At 67.1% G+C, this 4964-nt stretch carries 3 protein-coding genes; 1 reads left to right on the plus strand and 2 read right to left on the minus strand.

Annotated elements, in window-relative coordinates; translation table 11 throughout:
- Positions 1-2827, plus strand: a 2827-nt coding sequence (gene eccCb, locus MJ785_RS20260) for a type VII secretion protein EccCb (RefSeq protein WP_239382337.1), incomplete at its 5' end; no start/stop codon positions are given.
- 222 nt (positions 2828-3049) lie between these two features.
- On the opposite strand, the gene MJ785_RS20265 is transcribed toward eccCb, so the two are convergent.
- Both MJ785_RS20265 and MJ785_RS20270 read right to left on the minus strand, forming a co-directional pair.
- Positions 3050-3757: a zf-HC2 domain-containing protein gene (locus tag MJ785_RS20265; RefSeq protein WP_239311947.1), complete on the minus strand. Its 708-nt coding sequence runs from the start codon at positions 3755-3757 to the stop codon at positions 3050-3052.
- Positions 3754-4329: a sigma-70 family RNA polymerase sigma factor gene (locus tag MJ785_RS20270; protein ID WP_239311946.1), complete on the minus strand. Its 576-nt coding sequence runs from the start codon at positions 4327-4329 to the stop codon at positions 3754-3756. Before MJ785_RS20270 ends, MJ785_RS20265 begins: the two co-directional genes overlap by 4 nt.
- Positions 4330-4964 lie beyond the last annotated feature (635 nt).

Raw genomic sequence — 4964 nt, forward strand, 5'->3', positions numbered from 1 at the left:
GCCCGACACTCTGGACGGGACGCGTTGCCGGGCACTCGCCCGGCAACTGGCCGCGCAGCGGGTGGAGATCTCGGTGGAGTCGACCGAGCCGATGAGCACGGACATCAATCTCACCACGCTGCTCGGCACCGGTGACCCGAACACTTTCGACCCGCCGGCGGCCTGGGCCTCGCGCAGTCCCTGGGACCGGCTCCGGGTGCCGATCGGTGTTGCCGAGGACGGCTCCCCGGTGGAGCTGGACCTCAAGGAATCCGCACAGGGCGGGATGGGTCCGCACGGGATACTGATCGGCGCGACCGGGTCGGGCAAGAGCGAGTTGCTGCGCACGCTCGTACTGGCACTCGCGATGACCCACTCCCCCGAGGTGCTCAACGTCGTACTGGTCGACTTCAAGGGCGGCGCGACCTTCCTGGGCCTGGACGCGCTGCCGCACACATCAGCAATAATCACAAATCTCGCGGACGAGCTGCCGCTGGTAGACCGTATGCAGGACGCGCTGCACGGCGAGCTGGTCCGCCGGCAGGAGGCGCTGCGCAGGGCCGGGCACAGCTCACTCCATGAGTACGAGCGCGCTCGGATCGCAGGCGCCTCCATCGAGCCGATGCCAACATTGATCATCATCGTCGACGAGTTCAGCGAACTGCTGGCAAGCAAACGCGATTTCACCGAGCTGTTCGTCATGATCGGGCGACTCGGCCGTAGCCTCGGGGTGCATCTGCTGCTCGCTTCGCAGCGTCTCGACGAGGGACGGGTGCACGTCCTGGAATCGCATCTGTCCTACCGCATCGCGCTGCGGACCTTCTCCGCGATGGAGTCGCGCGCCGTCCTCGGCCTGCCCGACGCATACACGCTGCCGTCGGCGCCCGGCAACGGGTATCTCAAAACCGACACGTCGACTCTGATCCGTTTCCGGGCGGCCTATGTCTCCGCACCGCACCGGGCCACCACCGTCAGCGCCAGTCGCGCGGCCGCCAGCCGGCAGGTGGCCGCGTTCGCCGCCGGTTACATGGCGCCTACGCTGCCGCCTTCAGTGGATCACGCCGATCAGCAACCGGACGTGTCCGATGCCAACCCGCCCGGCAAGCCCCTCATTCAGATCATCCTGGATCGGTTGCAGGGCGAAGGGCCACCAGCCCACCAGATCTGGCTCCCGCCGCTGGCCAACCCGCCCACTCTGGACCAGCTCCTGCCGCCGCTGGCCCCGGATCCGGAACACGGCCTGGTACCGCTGAGTCGACCGGATCGGTCCGAACTGTCAGTGCCGATCGGCATCGTCGACCGGCCGTTCGACGGCCTGCGTGACCTGCTCATGGTCGACCTCGCCGGGGGCGCCGGCCACGTCGGTGTGGTCGGGGCACCGCAGAGTGGGAAGAGCACCCTGCTGCGCACCCTGATCCTCAGTTTGGCGCTGACCCATACCCCACGGCAGGTGCAGTTCTACTGCCTCGACTTCGGTGGTGGTGCGCTCGGCGGGCTCGCCGACCTGCCACACGTCGGCGGCGTCGCCTCCCGGCTCGACGTCGACCGGGTCACCCGCATCGTGGCCGAGGTGTCCGGCCTGCTCACCGCTCGCGAACGGCTCTTCGCCGACCACAGCCTCGCGTCCATGACGGACTATCGACAGCTGCGCCGTGACGGCGGCTACCAGGAAGACCCGTATGGGGACGTCTTCATCGTGATCGACGGCTGGTTCACCCTCCGCCAGGAGTTCGAACAGCTCGAGCCAGTGCTGTCAGACCTCGCCAACCGCGGCCTCAACTACGGCGTGCATCTGATCATTTCCGCCGCACGCTGGTCGGAAATCCGGCCAGGCATGCGGGACCTGATCGGCAGCCGACTCGAACTGCACCTGGGCGACACGCTCGACTCCGAGGTGGGCAGCCGAGCCGCCGCGAACGTGCCCGCGACGCCCGGCCGGGGCCTGACGTCCGAAGCGCTGCATTTCCTCTCCGCGCTGCCGCGCCTCGACTCCTCGACGACCATTAACGATCTTGCTATCGCAACCCGGGCCGTGGTGGACGCGGTGCTCCAGGCCTGGCCCGGCCCGAGCGCCCCAGCGGTACGGCTGCTGCCCAACCTCCTCGCCGCCGAACGGCTGCCCCCGCCCGACGGCGACCTGCGGATGGCCATCGGTCTCGACGAACATCGGCTTGAACCGGTGTTCCACGACTTCAGCGAATCCGCCCATCTGATCGTGATCGGTGACGCGGGCGCGGGGAAGACGAACCTCCTGCGCCTCGTCGCACAAGCCGTCGAGAAACGGTACTCGACCGCGGAAGCACGGATCATGTTGGCCGACTACCGGCGAGACCTCTTCTCCATGGTGACGCCAGAGCGCCAGCTCGGCTACGCCGTGTCGAGCGACGCCCTGCGACAGATCATCCGCGAAGCCAGCGAAACGCTGCGCGCCCGGCTGCCAGGCCCGGAGATCACTCCCGATCGGCTGCGGCGGCGCGACTGGTGGATAGGACCGCGGTTGTTCGTCGTCGTCGACGACTACGACCTGGTGTCAAGCGGAATGACGACTCCGCTGGAACCGTTGCTGGACCTGCTTCCCCAGGGAGCCGACATCGGCCTGCATCTCATCATCTCCCGGGCCGCGGCGGGCGCATCACGGGCGATGTACGACCCGATCATGCGTCGGCTGTGGGATCTCGGCACGCCAGCGCTGTTGATGTCATGTCCCCGGGACGAGGGTACGTTCCTCGGCGACGTCCGGCCCCGGACGCTTCCCCCGGGCCGCGCCCAGCTCGTCAGCCGGCGGCAGGCCCAACTCGTCCAGTGCGGCTTCGTCCCTGTCCCGACAGTCGAGGAACTGTTCCAGTGATGCTCCCGCGCCTGCGTCGTGAACCCGGCGGCGCAGGCGCGGGAGGCGCGCATGCGACGGAACGGACCCACAGCCGGCGCCGTACCGACCCGGCCCCGTGTGACGAGGGCGCCAGCGAACGGCCACGACGCTGGCAATCCGGGAAAAGACCGCTGGTGGCGGCCTCGGCACGGTGCCGAGGCCGCCACCAAGCGCCGGTCCGTCCCCGGCCGGCGCGGCCGGTTACACGGGCACCGCCAAGATCTCCTGACCATCAGGCGTAATAATCATAAGTGTGGCGATGTGTTCTATGGGAATACCGACAGCCCCACTGATACGTTCGCCCGCGGGCGTGGGTGAGTGGGGTGGTACGACCCAGGTGCCGGCGATGTCCTGGATTCCCTTGTGGGAAACCGCGACGAGCCTGCAACGCTCTCCAGCGGCAACAGCGCGTTGGGTACCTGCTACCGTAAGCTGAATTCCGGTTCCCCAGACAGCCGGGGTGAGTACGGCCCGGCCGGTGACAGCTGTCTTGGTATCGCTGCCCTCCACAGTACGGACGCCGACGGACGGTGTGGGCGCGGCCACCGGCACCGGCGCGGCACTGTTGGAGTTACCCATAGCGAAACCGACCGCGCCCGCAGTCGCCACACCGGTTGCGGCCGCGGCAGCAACCGCGAACAACAGCCGTCGTGGCAGAGCATTCGGCGGCAGACCGGCCAGCGGTGGGCCGGCCGGGATCGTGTCCGGCGCCGGCAGGCCCACAACCTCATCCTCCTCGGTCATGGTGCCAGCCGCCAGATCCGCGACGGTGTCGCCCAGATCAAGCAACTCGGCATGGCACGACTCGCAGGAGCGCACATGCTCCTCAAGCCGCGCCTCCTCCTCGGGCTCAAGCGCCCCGAGCAGGTAGGCGCCGAGCGCACGGCGGTACTCCACATCGGTGGTCATACAGCCAACTCCCGCCCCTCATCGAACGCAAGTCGAAGAGTCCGTAACGCATAGTGGATCCGCGACTTGACCGTACCGACCGGAATACCCAGGACACGAGCAGCTTCTACAGCTGTCCTGTCCTTGAAGTACACCTCTATGAGGACGGCACGGTGCTCGGGGGTGAGACGGGACAGCGCCCGTTTAACTTCAAGTGCGGTCAAAACCTCCTCAGAACGGTCCCAGACGGCGGTCTCCGCGGCGTCGTCCTGGTTCACTTCGGTTGGCCGCGCCCGCTTCGCGCGGTAACCATCGACTGTGACATTATGTGCAACCCGCATGAGCCAACCACGTACGGAACCCCGCTCCGGGGTCAATGCCTCCGCATTGTGCCAAGCCCGCAGCAACGTCTCCTGGACGATGTCCTCCGCGCGATACCGGTCACCGACCGTCAGCCGCAGTACGTAGGACAGCAACGGGGCGCCGTGCTCGGCGTAGAGCTGCCGAACGAACTCGGCCCGATCCCTCGGCTGTTCCGCTGGTCGGGGCAGGGCTAGATGTCCGTCGCGTGGATCGTCTCCGACCTGGACCATGATTGGGCAGCCAACCAGTTCAGGTCAGTTCGGATCCACCGGCACAGCCCGGATGTCGGTTCGGGCCCGCCCGTCGCCCGGAGTGCCGTCCACTCGCACCACGCTCGTTCGATCTCATCACAGCCACCTAGATCTATGCAGATAATAGATAACCCTGCTTTAATTTTTACTAATGTGGACAAACCCTAATGGATTCCCCGGACGAACGCCGCATGATCCCCGAAACTGGACACTCTCGTCCGGAGCCGGCGGAATTTTGTGTGTCTGGCGGGAACGGACCACCGGCCCTAGGCAGCCGGGTAATGGCATTATGATCATCTGATCGCGCGGCAGCACCCCCGGCGGGCACTCACCCACCGCGTTGTCTGTCCACCTTACTCAGCCGGCTAAGAGCGCCTGGCAACAGGGGGCGCGCTGCCACGGGGCCGGGATACGGACCTCGTGTCATCGCTGCCCATGCATTGCCGCGCGATGCATGGGCAGCCCGGCTCGCCGGTCGCCGCCCACCACAGTGGCTCTCCGCGATACCCACACCCAACCCGGCTCCTTCATCCACAGTCCTGGCGCCGGGCACTCCCCGACACGCCTGATAGCTGACGGCCGACACGAACGATGGCCCAGCAAGACAACCTGCC

This window comes from Protofrankia sp. CiT1 (genome assembly GCF_917627335.1).
GTDB lineage: Bacteria > Actinomycetota > Actinomycetes > Frankiales > Frankiaceae > Protofrankia.